Here is a 16,662-nt window from a genome sequence, read left to right as displayed (position 1 = left end):
ATGAGTGAATTAACTCAAAACGCTGCAGAGCAGCCCATTGATGAATTGGTGAGTTGGGTTAAGCAGCATGATTTCTCCTTGAACCTCAGTGCAGAGCGGTTAGCTTTTTTAATTGCCATTGCCGTGTTGAGCCATGAACGGTTTGATGAAGAGCTTGGTGAAGGCGAGTTGCATGATGCTTTTGCCATTGTAACTCGACTATTTACGGATACGGGGGAGCCTTCGGCTTTTCGAGCAAATAATGCCATTAATGAATTAGTCAAACAGCGCTTGATCAGTCGATTTACTAGCGAAGTGACAGAAGGAATGAGTATCTATCGTCTTTCACCACTTGCAATGGGGATCACTGACTACTACCTTCGTCATCGTGAGTTTTCCAAATTAAAGCTCTCGATTCAGCTTTCGATGGTCGCCGATGAAATGGCGAAAGCGGCTGAATCTGCTCAGAAGGGCGGTACAACAGAGCACTGGAAAAAAAACGTGTATGGCGTACTGAAATACTCTGTCGGAGAGATTTTTGATCGCATTGATCTTAACCAACGCGTTTTGGATGAACAGCAGCAATCGGTAAAACAGCAAATTGCTGACCTGCTCAATCAAGATTGGCGAGACGCCATTCAACAGTGTGAACGTTTATTATCAGAAACCTCATCGACACTGCGAGAACTGCAAGATACCTTGCAGGCTGCAGGAGATGAACTGCAAACCCAGATTCTCGATATTCAAGAAAAAATTTATGGCGATCCTGAACTTGAATTTATTGAAGAAGTGCTATTTTCACTGCAAATGAAGTTGGATCGCATCATCAATTGGGGCCAACAAGCGATTGATTTATGGATAGGTTATGACCGACATGTGCATAAATTTATCCGAACGGCCATTGATATGGATCAAAATCGAGCCTTCAGTCAACGTCTTCGTCAGTCAATGAATGATTATTTTACCCAGCCATGGTTATTAACATTTGCAGAGGCAGAACGCTTATCCGATCTGCGTGATGAAGCATTAGTGCTCCGAGATGATGAGGTGACAGGGCAGCGGCCAATGGACGTGGAATATGAAGAGTTTCAGCAAGTGCACGACGCAATTTCAGAGCGTATTGGCCATATGCTTAAAGCTCATAAAGAACAGCAGTTACCCATCGATTTAGGTATCGTGTTACGTGATTACCTCGCTTCACATCCGCGTACACAGCACTTTGATCTGGCTAGAATCGTCGTCGATCAAGCCGTGCGTCTCGGTTATTCTGAATCGGATTACCGAGCCGTTCAACCAAACTGGCAAGCCATTAACGAATTTGGGGCAAAGGTACAAGCAAATGTCATCGACCGATATTAATGAATATATGCCAGAGCAACTGGCCAAAGCGATAGTGAATCCGCTTTTCCCGGCTTTAGATAGCCAATTGCGCGCAGGGCGGCATGTGTCTAGTGATGATCTAGATAACCATGCTTTCTTATCCGATTTTGAACCTGAGTTGGCATTATTTTACCAACGTTATAATACGGAGTTAGTTCGTGCGCCAGAAGGTTTTTTCTATCTTCGGCCGCGTTCAACCTCCTTGATTAACCGCAGCGTGCTATCTGAACTGGATATGCTGGTGGGTAAAGTCCTTTGTTTTCTCTATTTAAGCCCTGAGCGGTTGGCGCACGAAGGCATTTTTACCAACCAAGAGTTGTATGAAGAACTGCTCTCATTAGTTGATGAGAAAAAACTGATGAAATTGGTCACTCACCGTGCCACAGGTTCAGATTTAGATAAAGAAAAATTGTTTGAAAAAGTTCGCTCTTCGTTACGTCGATTACGTCGTTTGGGTATGCTTATTCATATCGGCGAGACAACCAAGTTTCGTATTACCGAGGCGGTTTTCCGTTTTGGGGCCGATGTGCGAGTAGGGGATGATATGCGTCAAGCACAATTACGTTTGATCCGCGATGGTGAGGCGGTCGTCCATAACCAAGAGCCTAACCAACCAAGCTTATTAACTGATGAAGTTGAATTGCAACCACAACATGAACAAGATGAAGTATGGGAAGATGAAGCATGATTGAAAGAGGTAAATATCAATCACTCACCATGATCAACTGGAATGGCTTCTTTGCCCGAACTTTTGATATCGATAATTTAGTGACCACATTATCTGGTGGTAATGGCGCAGGCAAATCGACCACAATGGCGGCGTTTATCACCGCATTAATTCCTGACCAAAGCTTACTGCACTTTCGTAATACAACGGAAGCGGGGAGCTCACAAGCCTCTCGTGATAAAGGACTGTATGGTAAATTGCAGCCGGGAGCTTGTTATGCGGCACTTGATGTGGTGAATTCACGTCATCAACGTTTCTTGTTTGCGGTCAAACTTCAGCAAGTGGCTGGGCGAGATAAGAAAGTTGATATTAAACCCTTTGTTATTCAAGGCCTACCTAGCCATATCAAACCGACGGATATTTTGGTAGAAAGTGTTTCAGATCATCATGCTCGTGTTCGTCAGCTCAATGAAGTGAAAGAAGCCCTGAGTCGTATCGAAGGGGCACATTTCAAACCATTTGCTTCGATTGTGGATTACCACAGTCAGATGTTTGAATCAGGCGTGGTGCCTAAAAAACTGCGAAATAGCAGTGACCGTTCCAAATTTTACCGCTTGATTGAAGCCTCGTTATATGGCGGTATTTCCAGCGCGATTACCCGCTCATTGCGTGATTATTTATTGCCACAAAATGGCGGAGTGAAAAAAGCGTTCCAAGATATGGAATCGGCATTGCGTGAAAATCGCATGACTTTAGAAGCCATTAAAAACACGCAAGCAGATCGAGATCTGTTCAAACATCTAATTGCTGAGTCAACCCAATATGTTGCTGCTGACTATATGCGCCACGCGAATGAGCGTCGTATTAACGTTGAGCAAACCTTGTCGCTGCGCCAAGAGCTTTTTACCGCTCGTGAAACCTTAATTGAGCAAAACCAGTTACTTAATCGTGTTCATGAAGAGTTAGAAATGCTGGCTGAACAAGAGTCTGCACTAGAGCAAGATTACCAAGGCGCTTCTGATCATTTACAACTGATGCAAAATGCCCTGCGACAGCAAGAAAAAATTGCTCGTTATCAAGAGGATTTAGAAGAGCTCAGTATTCGTCTTGAAGAGCAGTTAATGGTGGTCGAAGAAGCGCAAGAACGTGTCATGTTGGCGGAAGAACAAGCGACGATGGCCGAGGAAGAAGTCGATAGCCTGAAAACGCAATTGGCTGATTATCAACAAGCGCTTGATGTACAACAGACCCGCGCTTTGCAATACCAACAAGCGTTACAAGCCCTCGACAAAGCTCGCCAGCAGCTTAATGATCCCACTCTCTCCGCAGAAGTTGCTCATGCGCGAATCAGTGAGCTGAATGCCCAGCAAGAGCAAAAAACCAGCGAGCTATTATCAGTAAAACACAAATTGGATATGTCATCAGCGGCGGCTGAGCAGTTTGAACGAGCGCTGAGTTTAGTGAAAAGCGTGGTGGGAGACGTCGACCGTAGCCAAGCGGCTGAACATGCGAAAACTATTTTACGTCAAGCACAAGATGCTCAACAGGTAGTACAAAATGAACAGTCGTGGTTGGAGCAACAGCGAGATCTGCACCATCGAATTGAACAGCAAAACCTTGTACAGCAGCAAGTCAATGACTATTACAAGCACCATCAGGTTCTTCTGAGTGAAGAAGATAGCCTTGAGTTAGAGCGTGAACGCCACCAAGCGTTGTTAGAGAGTTTGGAGCAGAGCCAAGAAACGCTACGTGAGCAGAGAAGTCAGCAACGTCGCCTTGAGCAAGAACTACACTCTGATATTGCCCGTTGTGAAAGCATTGCTCCAGCATGGATTCAAGCCAATGATGCTTTAGCAATTTTACGCGAACAAAGTGGTGCTGAGTTAAATGACCGCCAGTCTGTCATGCGGGAGATGCAATCGCTGCTAGAGCGTGAAAAAGTACAATCGCTGGAGAAGGACAAACTGGCTCAGCGTCGAGCCTTACTTGATAGCGAAATTGAGCGGCTTGCTTCACCGGGCGGTTCAAACGATCCTCGTTTGAAAGGGTTGGCCGATACACTAGGTGGCGTTTTATTGTCTGAAATTTATGATGATATTACTCTGGAGGATGCGCCTTATTTTAGTGCGATGTATGGCCCTGCTCGGCATGCGATCGTGGTCTCTGATTTATCTGGCATAAAAGAGAAGTTGGTTGAGCTGGATGATTGTCCTGAAGATCTCTATTTAATCGAAGGGGATATCGATGCCTTTGATGACAGTTCGATTGATGTTGAAGAGTTAGCCGGGGCGGTTTGTGTTCAGTTAAATGATCGACAAATGCGCTATTCTCGTTTTCCAGAGATCCCTTTATTTGGGCGAGCTGCTCGTGAGCAACGTTTAGAGCAACTTCGTTTAGAACGAGAAGAGATTGTTGAAGTGCATGCCAAATCGGCTTTTGATTCGCAAAAACTGCAACGTTTATACAGCAGTTTTAACCTTTTTGTGGCTGAGCATTTACAGTGCGCATTTGAAGATGATCCTGAGCAAGCATTATTGATGGCACGTGAAAAACGCAATCAGGTACTTCGTCAGCTAACTGAGCTGGAAAATCAAGAGCTGCAACAACGCAGCCAACGCCAATTGAGTAAACAAGCCTTATCGACACTCGATAGTATTGCTCCGAATTGGCGTCTGCTGGCTGAAAATACCTTGCAGGAGCGCTTAACTGTACTGAATGATAAATTGGAGCATCTGAGCCAAGCGAAGGTCTTTCTTGCTCAGCATCGTCAAACGGTTGAACAGTTACAGGCGCTGGCTTCTGCTCTAGAGCTGGATCCAGAGCAGTTTGATGCACTCGAGCAGCAATATCAACAAGCGGATCAGGTGCTGCAAAGCTTAAAAAGTCAGATCTTTGCTCTGTCTGATCTCTATGAGCGTCGCCAGCATTTTTCTTACTCTGACTCTGTTCATCTACTTAGCCAGAGTAGTGAGTTAAGTGAGCAGTTAAAAGGGAAACTCATACAAGCGGAAAGCATTCGAAACCGTCGTCGCGATGAATTAAAGCAAGCACAAACTCAGTTGAGTCAGTATCATCAAGTCTTGGCGTCTTTAAAAAGCTCTCATCAAGCCAAGCTGGAAACAGTACAGGAATTTAAGCAAGAGCTACAAGAATTTGGGGTTCAGGCCGATGAGAGCGCATTAAGTCGTGCTTTGCAACGTCGTGATGATCTGCATGAACGTTTACATAGCTCTCGTGGTCGTCGGAGTGAATATGAGCGAACGATCACCTCGACCGAAATGGAAATGAAGTCGTTAGTTAAGCGACTGAAAAAATTGGAAAAAGAATATCGAGACCTGCGTACCTTGGTGGTGAATGCAAAAGCGGGTTGGTGTTCAGTATTGCGCCTGGCGCGTGAAAATGATGTCGAACGTCGTTTACATAAGCGTGAACTGGCGTATTTATCAGCCAGTGAACTCCGTTCGATGTCGGATAAGTCACTAGGGGCTTTGCGTTTAGCGGTTGCTAATAATGAAGAATTACGCGATGCGTTACGCTTATCAGAAGATAATGCACATCCTGAACGTAAGGTGCTGTTTTATATTGCTGTTTATCAGCATCTACGGGAACGTATTCGTCAAGATATCATTCGAACAGATGATCCAGTTGAAGCGATTGAGGAAATGGAGGTTGAGCTTGCTCGTCTAACAGAAGAACTGACTCAGCGAGAAAATCGCTTGGCGATCAGCTCTGATTCTGTTGCTAGTATTATCCGTAAGACGATTCAACGTGAGCAAAATCGTATTCGCATGCTTAACCAAGGGCTATCGAATATTGCCTTTGGTCAAGTGAAAGGCGTTCGTCTTAACGTCAAAGTGCGTGAAAGTCATGAAATTTTGCTCAGTGGGCTAGCTGAGCAACAAACGCAGCATAAAGACCTGTTTGAAAGCACTCGTTATACTTTCTCTGAAGCAATGGCGAAACTGTTCCAACGAGTCAACCCACACATTGATATGGGACAGCGTTCACCTCAGGTGCTGGGGGAGGAGCTGCTGGATTATCGTAATTATCTTGAGCTAAGTGTTGAAGTGAACCGTGGCTCCGATGGTTGGCTACAAGCCGAGTCTGGCGCATTGTCTACTGGTGAAGCTATTGGTACGGGGCAATCGATCCTGCTGATGGTGATACAAAGCTGGGAAGAAGAATCTCGTCGTTTACGCAGTAAAGATATTGTTCCCTGTCGCTTGCTTTTCTTAGATGAAGCAGCACGTTTGGATGCAAAGTCAATCGCTACCTTATTTGAGCTTTGTGAGCGTTTGGATATGCAATTGTTGATCGCCGCGCCGGAAAATATTAGCCCAGAGAAGGGCACAACTTACAAGCTTGTTCGTAAAGTCTTTAAAGATCACGAACATGTCCATGTGGTAGGTTTACGTGGTTTTGCAAATCAAGAGCAAGTAAAAAGTGAAGCGCAACAATTGGCTGAAGCGTTAAATTAACGGTTCGCTTTGATCATAAAACGCCTTCGATATGAAGGCGTTTTTGTATCGGCAGAAATAGATTAGCGGTTTGGTCACTTATTTTTCTGGGTTACCAAACTGTTTTGCCGCATAAGCTACCCGTTCAGCTGGGGTCGGATAAATCAATGATGAACCTAAATTTTCAATATGTTGGAGACGAGGAAGCAAACCAGCACCATTGGCGGTTTGAATGGCTAGCCCCGGACGAGCATTGAGTTCGAGCACCATGGGGCCTTCTTCTTTGTCGAGTACCATATCTGTCCCTAAGTAACCAAGCCCGGTCATTTCCCATGCACTGGACGCTAAGGTTAAAAGCCGTTCCCAATGTGGTACGGTCAGGGTTGAAAGATCTTTGCCGGTATCCGGATGATGGGTGACTGGACGGTTAAACTGAACGGCACGCACAGCCTTACCGGTAGCGATATCCATTCCAACCCCGACCGCTCCTTGGTGCAGGTTTGCTTTTCCATCGGAGGCTGAAGTCGATAAACGCATCATCGCCATAACGGGATAACCTTTAAAAACGATAATTCGTACATCAGGTACGCCTTCATAGCTAAAGCCATCAAAGCAATCGTCAAACTTGATTAGGTTTTCTATCACGGCAACGTCATTTTTACCGCCTAATGAGAATAATCCAGCTAAAGCGTTGCTGATGTGCCTTTCAACATCTTCTTTAGTAATGGTTGAACCGGATGGTTTGGTATATAGCCCATTTTGATGAGAACTAATGACTAAAATTCCCTTTCCCCCACTACCACGAGCTGGCTTAATAACAAAACCAGGCCAGTGCTCAACCATGCTATGAATTCGTTTTACATCACCTTGGTTGCTGATCACACCAATTAATTTAGGCACCGTACAGCCTGCTCGTTGAGCAATTAATTTTGTTTGCAGTTTATCGTCAACCAAGGGGTATTTAGAGCGGTCATTATAACGGCCGATATAACTGTGGTTACGTTTGTTCATCCCCATGATCCCTTTGCGGCGCAATTTGAAAGGGGAGGTGTACTCAGAAAGAGAGAGAAACATCTTAATCTCCATCCACCAAAGGTTTAAAGCGACGCAACTCAGTGATACGGTAACCGGTATAGGTTCCGAGCAATAAGATAGCGGCTAACACAACCAGCTGTAAGCCAATAAAGTTGAAGGTAAGATGCTGGACATAACTATTTGTCATCGCTAAATAGATCAGCACGGCAGTTAATAGTGAACCGCCACCTTGTAGAATGACTTCTTTTGCTCCTTCTTCTTCCCAGAGAATGGACATACGTTCAATGGTCCATGACAAGATGATCATCGGGAAGAATGTGATGGTTAAACCTTCGGTTAACCCAATTTTGAACGCCACCACGGTAAAGACAGAAATAATTAAAATAACCGAGATAATGACGGCCGATATACGAGCAACTAGTAATAAATTGAGTTTCGATAAATAACTGCGGATAATCAGACCGGTACCGACAATCAGTAGGAAACCCACAATGCCAGTGGTCAGTTGTGTTTGTACAAAGGCCACGGCAATCAGTACTGGCATAAAAGTACCAGAGGTTTTCAAACCGATGATGATACGTAAAAATACCACGATCAGAGCACCAATAGGAATAAGCATAATCGTTTTAAACATTGCTTGCTCTTCCAAAGGCAAGCTATGAATCGAGAGGTTGAGTAAACCATCTGCTTCCACTTTACTGGTCGTGGCTTGCTGGGGAGAAACCTCTTGCGCAATCATGGTAAAATGAACTTGGCTATTTTGGCCGCCGATCACATCCAGTAGCGAAATATTCGATTCATCCCATACTAAAAGGTTAGGTTGAGTGGGTTGAATCCCCGTTTCTGGATTGAATAGAACCCATTTTCCCCCATCCCAGACTTGATTCATATGTTGAATGGACTGACGACGACGACCATCTTCTAGCTTAATCACGCCGACTACTTTATTAGCAATATGCTGGTAAGAGAGTAATTTTTGTGCCGCGTCGACTTTACTCATTTTATTCAAAAGTAAAGCGGCATTTTGGTTTTCGCTGTCATTGAGCGTTTTTATTAGCTCACGAGTAAAAGTAACTTCATCGGCAGAATGACGATTTGCCTGCTCAATGAGCGCAATCGCTGCGATTTCTTCTGGCCCATCAAAGGTGGGTTTGTTGAGCGTTTGAACCGGAGGAATCGGCGTACTTTTCGCTTGCGGGTCGACTAAAAATTGTGCCTTATAGTAAATGGTTTGTGGCCCACTGGCTTGACGGATAGACCACTCGGCACGTCGCCCGCTATCGGTGCTAATGTAAGAAATACCATAACCGGGCGAGGAAGCATTTTCGCCCACTAAGGTAAAACCATCTTGTGTATGAGGCGCGGCTAGGGAAACTTTAACTTCTTTTCCTTGGGCATTAAACTCAATACGCGCTTCAATATCCCATACTTGGCGGGTTTCTCCCGGTGTCCAAGGTACGCCATAACTTTGGTGGCGTATCATACTTAAGGTAATACCGACCGCAACCAGCAAGAAAATGGATAAATAGAATGGAACTCGTGATGTCATAACTGACCTTATGTATTTTATTTTGTTTCTGTCTGAATGTATTTCCGACTCACATCCACGACTGCAATGTCACGGATAAACTCTCTACCGAGTAGAATTGGATGGCTCATTTGCGAACGGTCAGCCAGTGTAAATTGTGCTTTTTCATGAATTGCACCCAGTTTTACCCATAATTCAACGACGGGACGACGCTCCGTTTGTTCGGCGGTTGATTGACGAATACGCACAAACCGTACGATAGGCGCTTCTATCCAATTTGTTTCATCTTTGACACTGTCATCACCACCGAGGTGGAAACGTACCCAGTTTTTCCCGTTACGCTCAAATTCTTCAACATCAATGGCATTTAAAGAGGACGTTGCAGCGCCTGTATCGACTCGGGCATCAAAGGTTTGTTCGATAGCATCAAGGGTCACTTTCTCAATTTCACCCAAAACCACATCATGACGCGGCACGCTTGGTGTGGTGTTACTGGCGACCGACGAGTTTGGAGTTTGAGAGACTTCTTTGGTCACAATGACAGGACGATCGGCTAAGGTTTTTAGTGCTTTGAGCTGGTCTTTGAGTTCGACAAGCTGGGTTTCGAGGCTGTCGATATAATCCATTTGGTTACTAATATGCAGCTCTAAATTTGTCATTTTGTTGGAGATATTGGATTCGGAGCGATGAATGGCAGCCAGCGTCGCTTGATGGTATTCGTCGCCTTTTAAAAGTGTGCAACCAGAGAGCAGGCTAAGTGCGACAAGAGGGACTATTCGCTTAAACATTTGCGACCTTATTTTTATTGGTAGTTTGTTTCATTAATTATAGCAAAAGATGCGCAGCACATCCTTTGCTAGGGTAGACTTATACGCCAATGAGCGGGTTAAAACTGTGTCAATTATGGTTTTTTGGCAATTAAAATTGCCCGTCTTGGCGCTGGGTATCCTTCAACCGTTTTACTTGCATCATCAGCATCAATGTAGTCGGGGAGAGAATTATGCGTCATCCATTCTGTGGTTCTTTGCTCCTCGAATGAAGTGGTATTTTCATCAACGATACGGACATCGACAAACCCGACTTTTTCTAACCAACCTTTGAGCGCTTTGGCGGAAGGAAAAAAGTAAACGTTACGCATTTGAGCATAGCGATCAAACGGCACTAATACTGCATTTTCATCCCCTTCAATCACTAAGGTTTCTAGAACCAATTCTCCGCCTTCGACCAATTGACTTTTTAGTTGCATCAGGTGATCTAGCGGCGAGCGTCGGTGATATAAGACGCCCATACTAAATACCGTATCAAAGGCTTGTAACATCGGGAGTTGTTCAATGCCTAATGGAACGAGATGGACGCGCTGATCGTTCCCCATTAACTTGCGAACCGCTTCAAATTGAATGAGAAACAGTTCTGATGGGTCAATGCCGATCACTTGGTATGCGCCTTCACCGAGCATACGCCACATATGGTAGCCGTTGCCACAACCGACATCCAATACTGAGCGACCTTTTAACGGTGAAATATGTGGCAGAAGGCGATCCCATTTCCAATCACTTCGCCACTCGGTATCAATATGAATACCATGAAGAAAATAGGGGCCCTTGCGCCATGGATGAAACGTTTTTAGCAAGTTTTCTAACTTCTTCTGCTCTCCGGTCGTCAGTGGCTGGTGGTTGTAGACATTCACTGCTGTTTTTAAATCAACGGTATCCGGTGGAGTATCAGAAATTTTATGTAAAGCACGTAACCAGCGATCCAGATCGCCATGAGGTTTTTCTTGCCAATCAGACAGTTGCTTAGGCAGAACGTCTAACCAAGGCTGTAGACGAGTATCTTGAGCAAGGCGTTGATAAAGTGGACCAAAATTAAACATGGAATGTGTTCCTAAATCGTGCACAAACCCGATGTCCAAACAAAAGTGATGTGTGATTGGCCATGGGGTCGATAGAATTATTTTATGGCGAACATAGAGCCGAAATTAAAGCATTGAAACCAGACTTCGTAGCTTGAAAAACCCAACTGTTTAAAGCGTTTTTTATGGCTCTCTACCGAATCAGGACGCATGACGTTTTCGATAGCACTGCGTTTTTGACTAATTTCTAACTCGCTATAGCCATTAGCGCGTTTAAAGTCATGGTGTAAATCGATCAATAGCTCATGAGCGCTCTCATCAGGGAAGATAAATTTCTCTGAGATAATTAAAATTCCGCCCGGACGCAAGCCTGCATAGACTTTTTCAAGCAGTGTATAGCGATCGTTAGGCGATAAAAACTGTAAAGTAAAATTAAGTACCACTACCGATGCATTCTCAATCGTCACATCACGAATGTCGGCTTCAATGATTTCGACCGGGGTATCAGAACGGTAAGCATTCACGTGTAGTTTACAGCGTTCAACCATCGCCGATGAATTGTCTACCCCAATGATTTTACAGCCTTCTTGCTTAATGTGGCGACGCATAGAAAGTGTGGCCGCCCCTAAGGAGCAACCTAAGTCATATAAATGGCTATGCGGTTTTGCAAAGCGTTCAGCAAGCATGCCAATCGCCGATATAATATTACTGTAGCCTGGCACTGAGCGCTGAATCATATCGGGGAAGACTTCGACCACCCGTTCATCGAAGGTAAAATCACCGATTTTTTCTATTGGGGCTGAGAATATAGTGTCTTTTGAGCTCATAGGAGCACCTTATGCCGGTATCAATTGAACTAAATGTATCGCTCAAAGATGGAAAAGGGGCACATTTTATGAAAATTTTCAGTTTCTGTCATTAGGGTCTGTGGTGGGAACGTGGTTTGTTCGGTTACTTCTACGGGGAGCCCCAACATGCCTACTCAATAAAACGAGGACGCGTTTCTTTGAAGAAGACGCTATTTTAGCGCTATAATCAGCGCCAATTTTTCCATTGCTGGTGCTTTAATCAAAATCTGATTGATTATTAAGCAAAGTAAAGCGTGCGGAATAAAACACAGTAAAATTATATTCTGGAAGGTCGATCTTCACCCGCTTTCAGCGTATAAATGGAATCATGTGTCGTAGGGATAATCGTAGTATCTGCGGCTTGAAAATTAGATGATAAATATAGAGGTTGGGAATTTCATTATGCGTAGCCATTATTGTGGTCACCTGAACAAGTCCCTTGCAGGACAAACCGTAGAATTATGCGGTTGGGTTAATCGCCGTCGTGACTTAGGCGGTCTTATTTTTATTGATATGCGAGATCGTGAAGGTATCGTTCAGGTTGTGGTTGATCCCGATATGGCCGATGTATTTTCTGTCGCCAACCAACTTCGTAATGAGTTTTGCATTCAACTCACCGGTGAAGTCCGCGCTCGTCCAGATAGCCAAGTTAACCAAAGTATGGCAACCGGTGAAGTGGAAGTTTTGGCCTCAGCATTGCAGATTATTAATCGTTCTGATGTATTACCACTCGACTTTAACCAGAAAAATTCAGAAGAACAGCGTTTAAAATATCGTTACCTTGATTTACGTCGTCCAGAAATGAGTGACCGTATTAAGTTACGCGCTAAGGCCTCAAGTTTTGTTCGTCGCTTCCTTGATAATCAAGGTTTTTTAGATATTGAAACCCCAGTACTGACCAAAGCAACACCAGAAGGTGCTCGTGATTATCTTGTGCCTAGCCGAGTTCATAAAGGGAGTTTTTACGCGCTGCCTCAGTCTCCTCAGTTGTTTAAACAACTATTAATGATGTCTGGTTTTGATCGCTACTACCAAATCGTAAAATGTTTCCGTGATGAAGATTTACGTGCCGATCGTCAACCAGAATTTACCCAGATCGATATTGAAACTTCATTTATGACAGCGGATCAGGTGCGTGAGGTGACCGAGCAAATGATTCGTGAGATGTGGCATGAGTTACTCGATGTTGATTTGGGGCCGTTCCCTGTCATGTCATACAGTGAAGCCATGCGCCGCTTTGGTAGCGATAAGCCCGATTTACGTAACCCGATGGAGCTTATCGACGTCGCAGATTTACTCAAGGCGGTTGACTTCAAAGTGTTCTCAGCACCTGCCAATGATGAGAAAGGTCGAGTTGCCGCACTTCGCGTGCCGGGTGGCGCAGCGTTATCTCGTAAACAGCTTGATGAATATACGACATTTGTTGCTATTTATGGTGCGAAAGGCTTGGCATGGTTAAAAGTTAATGATGTGAATGCCGGTATCGATGGCATCCAGTCACCTGTGGCTAAGTTTCTCAATGAAGCCATCGTAAATGCTATTATTGAGCGTACTCAAGCCCAAGATGGCGATATTATTTTGTTTGGTGCAGATAAAGCCAATGTTGTAGCGGAAGCGATGGGAGCTTTGCGTCTTAAAGTTGGCAAAGATCTTAACATTACCAATGGAATGGCTTGGGCTCCTCTTTGGGTGATCGATTTCCCCATGTTTGAAGCGGATGAAGAAGGCAATATTGCCGCCATGCACCATCCATTTACTTCACCATTGAATATGACCGCCGAACAACTAAAAGCAAACCCAAGCGAAGCACTATCAAATGCTTATGATATGGTACTCAATGGGTATGAAGTCGGCGGTGGCTCGGTTCGTATTCATGATGCAACCATGCAAGCGGCGGTGTTTGATATTTTAGGAATTGATGAGCACGAACAACGCTTGAAATTTGGTTTCTTACTTGACGCGCTTAAATTTGGCACACCACCACATGCTGGATTAGCCTTTGGCTTAGACCGCCTTGTGATGTTGTTGTGTGGTACAGAAAACATTCGTGATGTGATTGCGTTCCCGAAAACGACGGCAGCCGCATGTCTATTGACCGATGCGCCTAGCATGGCTAATCCTGCCGCTTTGGACGAGTTAGCTATTGCGGTTAATCTGGCTCAAGCAAAAGCAGAATAACCAAGATTCTTTTACTTTAGGGTGGCAATGCCACCCTTTTTTATCGCCATATTGTCAGTCAGATAAATCCACAGCTTATAAATATTTGCTACAATAATGCGCTTTTTATGTTTTTAAAGGAAAACTTTCCGTTGGCTCAGATGTATTTTTATTACTCAGCAATGAATGCGGGTAAATCGACCACTTTATTGCAATCTTCCTTCAATTATCAAGAACGGGGAATGACTCCGGTTATCTTTACCGCCGCGATAGACGATCGTTTCGGGGTCGGTAAAGTGTGTTCTCGTATCGGTCTGGAAGCGGATGCTCACCTTTTTCAACAAGAAACTGATTTACTCGAAGCCATCACGGTTCTCAACCGTGAGCAAAAACGCCATTGTGTTTTAGTCGATGAATGCCAGTTTCTGACTCGTCAACAAGTCTACCAGTTAACAGAAGTGGTCGATAGACTAGGTATTCCGGTCTTATGTTATGGGTTACGGACTGATTTTTTAGGTGAACTGTTTGAAGGTAGTAAATATTTGCTGTCGTGGGCAGATAAATTGATCGAGTTGAAGACCATTTGCCACTGCGGACGAAAAGCCAACATGGTAATTCGTACCGATAAAAATGGTCAAGCAATCTCTGAAGGTGATCAAGTCGATATTGGTGGTAATGATCGATATGTTTCAGTGTGTCGTCAGCACTATAAAGAAGCATTAGGACGATAAAGTTTGAGATTAAATCAGGATGGGAAACCCATCCTGATCGAGTCAAATCGTAAGTGGTTTGAGGGCTTGGTGAGCAAGCAACACATCATCTGGAATCATTTGTTCTATTTGAAAACCTTGCGCAGGATAATGCTGAATACGTTCAAAATCTTCGACTAAAGCTTGAATGATAAAATCTAAGGTTAAGTCTTCAGTGAGGTAATCAAATAGTGTGTCCGAAGAAGAAGTCACTTGGAGTAATTTTAGTTGTTCAGGCCACTGTTTCATAAACGTCGCATAAGCTCTGCGTTCCATATACGGCTTATGAGCAACCAAAATACGCTCTGTTTTTATTCCCTTTTCTTTTAGTAATTGATAACTCAACAAGACATTTTCACCACTATGGGTGGCCTGAGGCTCAATTAAAATAGCGTCACTTGGTAAACCGCATTCTTTTGCGATCTGTGCAAAGGTTTCTGCTTCACTTTGATCAAATAACCCTTGGGTAAATCGTCCAACATTACCAGAAAAAAGCACCCATGGTGCTAACCCTTGTTGATAGAGATGGCAGGCCACTTCGGCGACCCGAGTGTCATTACTCCCAGGCACAATAATAACATCGGCAGGCTGAAGCACATGACCCATTTGCATAAATTGCCACAGTGTTTCTAAATGTTGATAAAGATGGTTACTCATGGTGATCTAATGCCTTTAGCGTATCAGAATAATGAAAAGAAAAACCGGCATCGAGCAGCTTGTTGCAAAGGATACGTTTATCGGCAAGATGCACGATAGGGGGCAGTGGGGTCTCAGCGTTGACTGACTCAAGTGCCGCTTGATAAAACACAGCTTTACTCACGGTATTAGGCGTCGTGACGTTGACCACTTGGTGGCTTAGGTGTTGGAGAGAAAAATCAATGGCACGAATGGCATCGATTAAATGCAGCATGTTCGCGGGCGCTAAATCACTGACTTGAGAAAGTCGTGCGGCAAATCGGGCTGGATGTCGATTGGGGCCGATAAGCCCACTACATCGTAGTAAGGTATAATCAATCCCACTGTCAATCACAGATTGCTCAGCGGCTAATAAAATGTTGGCTTTTTCTGAAAAAAGATCATTATGCTTAGCAAGCGACAATGAAGCATCTGATTCCAACATCTCTTTTGCTTGGTTTGGATAGACGCTGGTTGAGCTGATCATAATGATTTTTTTTACTTGTGCGCGTTTAGCTTGGGCGACCAACGTTTGCCAGCTTGCCATGTACTGTGTCTCTTGCCGCACGCGAAAGCCAGGAGGAAAGCAACCGATCAACGTGTCACAGCGATTATGGATTAATGTCTCCGCTAATGCCTCAGCTTGGGGTAATTGGCAAACAAAACCAGTAATGCCTTTTGCTTCTAATTCTATCAGCCTTTGTTGGCTGGTACGACTAGCACAAACCCAATGACCGGCTTGCTGTAAATGCAGTGCAAGAGGTAGGCCCAACCAGCCCGCTCCTATGATGGCGATCCGTTGCATGTGATGACTTCTGTGAGTAAACGTACTGTCTATACTAAGGGGTGCTGATTAGAAATACCAGAACCCTAAGTCATGGTCGGTGACTTAGGGAGCCGTCATTAAGGGTGGGAGAGAACTTGTAAAATGCGATCCGCTTGCTCAGCCATGACAATGCCTTCATGAGTAAGGTACCCACCGTCTGGTAAAGTACATAGCCCTTTATCATACAGGCGTTGAACGGCATTTTTGATTGTTTCTGCCGCATCAGTGTGGACTTTGATTCCGGTTGCTGCACTGCTGACATCAAACTGAAGTAGCAGGTTTAATTCATCAAGGTGATGGGGTGAAAACTTCATCGCAAACCCTCTATGGTTAATTTCTTTTTACCATAAAGGGCGACGCTGGAAGACGCAATTATTATGCGGTAGAACTGTTATCTTGAACCATTATGTGTTTTTTTTGCGCATTTATCTGGTCAGGGAAAGTGCTATCTTTGTGCTAAGAATCACGTTTAAAACATTTTTAGTAAACCTGAACAATAACTCTTGAAT

At 44.3% G+C, this 16,662-nt stretch carries 12 protein-coding genes and 2 pseudogenes; 5 read left to right on the top strand and 9 right to left on the bottom strand.

What is annotated here, in order from left to right:
• From mukF to mukB, 3 genes are read left to right on the top strand one after another with little or no spacing between them, the layout of a single operon-like run.
• On the top strand, window positions 1–1,338 hold the full coding sequence (gene mukF / locus CAG57_RS06505) for a chromosome partition protein MukF (protein WP_161427090.1): 1,338 nt from the start codon (window positions 1–3) through the stop codon (window positions 1,336–1,338).
• Window positions 1,319–2,047 (top strand): chromosome partition protein MukE, encoded by a 729-nt coding sequence (gene mukE, locus CAG57_RS06500; protein WP_161427091.1) that lies wholly within the window; start codon window positions 1,319–1,321, stop codon window positions 2,045–2,047. The genes mukF and mukE overlap by 20 nt, the downstream gene beginning before the upstream one ends.
• The gene (gene mukB / locus CAG57_RS06495) at window positions 2,044–6,504 is read left to right on the top strand and encodes a chromosome partition protein MukB (protein WP_161427092.1); all 4,461 of its coding nucleotides are present in this window, start codon (window positions 2,044–2,046) and stop codon (window positions 6,502–6,504) included. The genes mukE and mukB overlap by 4 nt, the downstream gene beginning before the upstream one ends.
• Window positions 6,505–6,582: 78 nt before the next feature.
• Here the strand turns inward: mukB and CAG57_RS06490 are convergent, their stop codons facing one another.
• From CAG57_RS06490 to cmoA, 6 genes and pseudogenes are all read right to left on the bottom strand, one after another.
• Window positions 6,583–7,557, bottom strand: a complete 975-nt coding sequence (locus CAG57_RS06490; protein ID WP_099612337.1) for an alpha-L-glutamate ligase-like protein — start codon at window positions 7,555–7,557, stop codon at window positions 6,583–6,585.
• A gap of 1 nt (window position 7,558) precedes the next feature.
• Entirely contained in the window at window positions 7,559–9,067 is a 1,509-nt protein-coding gene (locus CAG57_RS06485; protein WP_161427093.1) for an inactive transglutaminase family protein, read from the bottom strand.
• A 17-nt stretch (window positions 9,068–9,084) separates the two neighbouring features.
• A pseudogene (locus tag CAG57_RS16290) lies at window positions 9,085–9,519 on the bottom strand (ATP-dependent zinc protease family protein); the annotation flags it as partial.
• Window positions 9,520–9,620: 101 nt separating this feature from the next.
• A pseudogene (locus CAG57_RS16285) lies at window positions 9,621–9,834 on the bottom strand (ATP-dependent Zn protease); the annotation flags it as partial.
• 113 nt (window positions 9,835–9,947) lie between these two features.
• A complete protein-coding gene (gene cmoB / locus CAG57_RS06475) occupies window positions 9,948–10,919 on the bottom strand; it encodes a tRNA 5-methoxyuridine(34)/uridine 5-oxyacetic acid(34) synthase CmoB (protein ID WP_161427095.1) in 972 nt (323 codons plus the stop codon).
• A gap of 77 nt (window positions 10,920–10,996) precedes the next feature.
• Window positions 10,997–11,725: a carboxy-S-adenosyl-L-methionine synthase CmoA gene (gene cmoA, locus CAG57_RS06470; protein WP_099612339.1), complete on the bottom strand. Its 729-nt coding sequence runs from the start codon at window positions 11,723–11,725 to the stop codon at window positions 10,997–10,999.
• A 423-nt stretch (window positions 11,726–12,148) separates the two neighbouring features.
• Between cmoA and aspS the strand changes: the two genes are divergently transcribed.
• Entirely contained in the window at window positions 12,149–13,924 is a 1,776-nt protein-coding gene (aspS, locus tag CAG57_RS06465; protein WP_161427096.1) for an aspartate--tRNA ligase, read from the top strand.
• A gap of 131 nt (window positions 13,925–14,055) precedes the next feature.
• A complete protein-coding gene (locus CAG57_RS06460; protein ID WP_099612655.1) occupies window positions 14,056–14,634 on the top strand; it encodes a thymidine kinase in 579 nt (192 codons plus the stop codon).
• Window positions 14,635–14,676: 42 nt separating this feature from the next.
• On the opposite strand, the gene CAG57_RS06455 is transcribed toward CAG57_RS06460, so the two are convergent.
• The 3 genes from CAG57_RS06455 to CAG57_RS06445 all read right to left on the bottom strand — a co-directional run bounded on the left by CAG57_RS06455 (window position 14,677) and on the right by CAG57_RS06445 (window position 16,467).
• Window positions 14,677–15,309 carry a YdcF family protein gene (locus CAG57_RS06455; protein ID WP_099612340.1) on the bottom strand — a complete coding sequence of 211 codons (633 nt, stop codon included), beginning with the start codon at window positions 15,307–15,309 and terminating at the stop codon, window positions 14,677–14,679.
• Window positions 15,302–16,132, bottom strand: coding sequence for an NAD(P)H-binding protein (locus CAG57_RS06450; protein ID WP_161427097.1), 831 nt, complete (start codon window positions 16,130–16,132; stop codon window positions 15,302–15,304). The genes CAG57_RS06455 and CAG57_RS06450 overlap by 8 nt, the downstream gene beginning before the upstream one ends.
• Before the next feature lie 98 nt (window positions 16,133–16,230).
• The gene (locus tag CAG57_RS06445; RefSeq protein ID WP_099612342.1) at window positions 16,231–16,467 is read right to left on the bottom strand and encodes a TIGR02647 family protein; all 237 of its coding nucleotides are present in this window, start codon (window positions 16,465–16,467) and stop codon (window positions 16,231–16,233) included.
• Window positions 16,468–16,662: the final 195 nt, after the last annotated feature.

The organism is Vibrio sp. V30_P3S12P165 (genome assembly GCF_009904905.1).
GTDB lineage: Bacteria > Pseudomonadota > Gammaproteobacteria > Enterobacterales > Vibrionaceae > Vibrio > Vibrio fujianensis.
Note: the sequence above shows the minus strand (reverse complement) of the source record. Positions and strands in the feature narration are given on the sequence as shown.

Excerpts from the sequence above, each read along its gene's own strand:
- mukF (WP_161427090.1), top strand. The coding sequence starts at position 1 with ATGAGTGAATTAACTCAAAACGCTGCAGAGCAGCCCATTGATGAATTG.
- mukE (WP_161427091.1), top strand. The coding sequence starts at position 1,319 with ATGTCATCGACCGATATTAATGAATATATGCCAGAGCAACTGGCCAAA.
- mukB (WP_161427092.1), top strand. The coding sequence starts at position 2,044 with ATGATTGAAAGAGGTAAATATCAATCACTCACCATGATCAACTGGAAT.
- CAG57_RS06490 (WP_099612337.1), bottom strand. The coding sequence starts at position 7,557 with ATGTTTCTCTCTCTTTCTGAGTACACCTCCCCTTTCAAATTGCGCCGC.
- CAG57_RS06485 (WP_161427093.1), bottom strand. The coding sequence starts at position 9,067 with ATGACATCACGAGTTCCATTCTATTTATCCATTTTCTTGCTGGTTGCG.
- cmoB (WP_161427095.1), bottom strand. The coding sequence starts at position 10,919 with ATGTTTAATTTTGGTCCACTTTATCAACGCCTTGCTCAAGATACTCGT.
- cmoA (WP_099612339.1), bottom strand. The coding sequence starts at position 11,725 with ATGAGCTCAAAAGACACTATATTCTCAGCCCCAATAGAAAAAATCGGT.
- aspS (WP_161427096.1), top strand. The coding sequence starts at position 12,149 with ATGCGTAGCCATTATTGTGGTCACCTGAACAAGTCCCTTGCAGGACAA.
- CAG57_RS06455 (WP_099612340.1), bottom strand. The coding sequence starts at position 15,309 with ATGAGTAACCATCTTTATCAACATTTAGAAACACTGTGGCAATTTATG.
- CAG57_RS06450 (WP_161427097.1), bottom strand. The coding sequence starts at position 16,132 with ATGCAACGGATCGCCATCATAGGAGCGGGCTGGTTGGGCCTACCTCTT.
- CAG57_RS06445 (WP_099612342.1), bottom strand. The coding sequence starts at position 16,467 with ATGAAGTTTTCACCCCATCACCTTGATGAATTAAACCTGCTACTTCAG.